The following is a 1,953-nucleotide window of genomic DNA, read 5'->3' as shown; positions in this document are numbered from 1 at the left end:
ACTGCACCGGCCCGTTGATGTTGAGGCCATTGCCGCCATCCATCAGCATCTTCACGTTTTCGGTCGTCGCCAGGTCCCCTGCCTTGAACGGCTTGACCTGAAGGCTGCGCTGGCGGCCACTGAAACCCAGGCCCATCGCACGGTACAGGCCATTCTCCGCGAACGTTTCACCGGGCTTAACCGGATATGACGACATGGCGTCACGATGCCTGGCTTCCCACTGCTCACGCTCTTCGGGTGTTGATGGATAGTCGCGGTCAAACGTTATGCTGGTCGGTTCCTTATTGTTTGAATGAAAATCGATCCGCGACAAATTCGTTGCAAGCCCAACGACTTCGATATTCATGAACACGCCGACATTGAAATCGTAAGTACCAGCCGTAAACTTATCAACGGATGACGTTTTTATCTTGAACATTAGGAAACCATGCGGCGCGAGACTCACTTCGCCGTGAGTGAATTCATTCGAATTTTCGAGCGTCTCGCCAGCCAACCCAAAAGCAAATTGAGGCTTGCGCACACTGCTTACACCCAGCATATCCTTACCACGCCCACCATCCCATTTGTCCGGCGTGCTAAATTTAATAGGGTATTCTCCACCGTTATAGAATCGAACAGCTACTAAAAATCCACCCTTGACACGATCAATGGAATTCAGCGACACGTCCAGCTTCACCAACTTTCGCCCATCTTGAATCCCCGCATTCCGTAGTGACTCAACCAATTGAGCTATCTGAATCACTACAGGACGACTGAAATTCTTGACATAGCTACTTCTAACCTTACCATCGCACTTCGCGGTGTAAAGGTCAGTAGTCGGCACCACGCCTGCCATGTCCTCCGGCGAGCACAACAAATCCGCGAGCTTCTTGGCATCCTCCAGATCCCGATTCATGAGTTTCATCTCAAAAACACCTGCACCGCTGATGTTCTTTTTGAGAATGGAATCGCCGACCTCTACAGTCAACATCCCATCGGAAACGGAAATTGAATTATCTCCGTAGCTATTAATACTACCTTCCGATGCACCATTAGTCGTATAGCTAAATTGCATTGATTGACTCTCCGCGTTTGCGTTTTCAGCATATGCCCCCCCAACAATGAACAAGGTGAAAGCGGCGCATCTAAAACTTCGGACCAGCGAATTACGATTCATAGCCAACCCGCCACAGTTTATTCGTTGCCAGAGAGAACTGACGTCGCACATACTCCAGATAGTACGGCTTGATAGTTGCACGCCCATTTTTGACTGCCAAGAGCGCTCCATAGCCCATCAGATTCGTCAGCGAGCGTCCCTGCCACAGCAACCCTCCCGCCTTTGCATCGACAAGTGGAAAATCAATCTGCTCGCTCTTTATGTAGGACTCGTGGAGCCAACCGCCTCGGGCATAGTATTCATCCGGAAAATTAAAATAGTGACCACACTCATGTGCTTCTACATGCGCCACGTCACAATCTCGCAATATGTAGTTATCGAGATATTTATACTTCTCCCCCCATGATCCCGTATCGGCACGAAGAACCTCCGGATATAAGTGCAGTGAGACGTGTTCGTTGAAATTTTTGAGCGACGTACCTTTGATCGACACACGAAGGTCAACCTTGAAATTAACCTTTACCCGACATCCACATGCTGCTCCCTTGGAACAGCCGTCCAAAATCAGCTTGTAGCCGCCCTGATTCAATACTCCCTCGATACGATTTTTCAACGCACCGACATCATATTTTTCCCCAACAGCGTCGCGGTAAACCATCTTCACGCCGTCAACGATATCGTCCGGTGCCATGCTGGAGTGAGTTTCGAAAGTGTACGGAAGCGATTGGTCGTCGGCAGTGAGGTCACGCTTTCCCGCCGCATCGACTGGCACCAAATCCATTGGAATTAACATCACCCTGACGGTACAGGTAATGGCCTTATTCTGTTCGCTGTATGCAAATTCAAAATACGAATCC

At 49.6% G+C, this 1,953-nt stretch carries 1 protein-coding gene and 1 pseudogene; both read right to left on the bottom strand.

All coding sequences use genetic code 11. The annotated features are described in order from the left end of the window. Window positions 1–1,054, bottom strand: a 1,054-nt coding sequence (locus FFS45_RS41430; protein ID WP_212745816.1) for a hypothetical protein, incomplete at its 3' end; no start/stop codon positions are given. Between the two features lie 91 nt (window positions 1,055–1,145). Continuing rightward, window positions 1,146–1,953 (bottom strand): annotated as a pseudogene (locus FFS45_RS41425) (type VI secretion system tip protein VgrG); the annotation flags it as partial.

This window comes from Burkholderia sp. 4M9327F10, assembly GCF_005503145.1.
Lineage (GTDB): Bacteria > Pseudomonadota > Gammaproteobacteria > Burkholderiales > Burkholderiaceae > Paraburkholderia.
The sequence above is the reverse complement of the archived record's forward strand: the minus strand, read 5'-3'. Positions and strand labels throughout refer to the sequence as shown.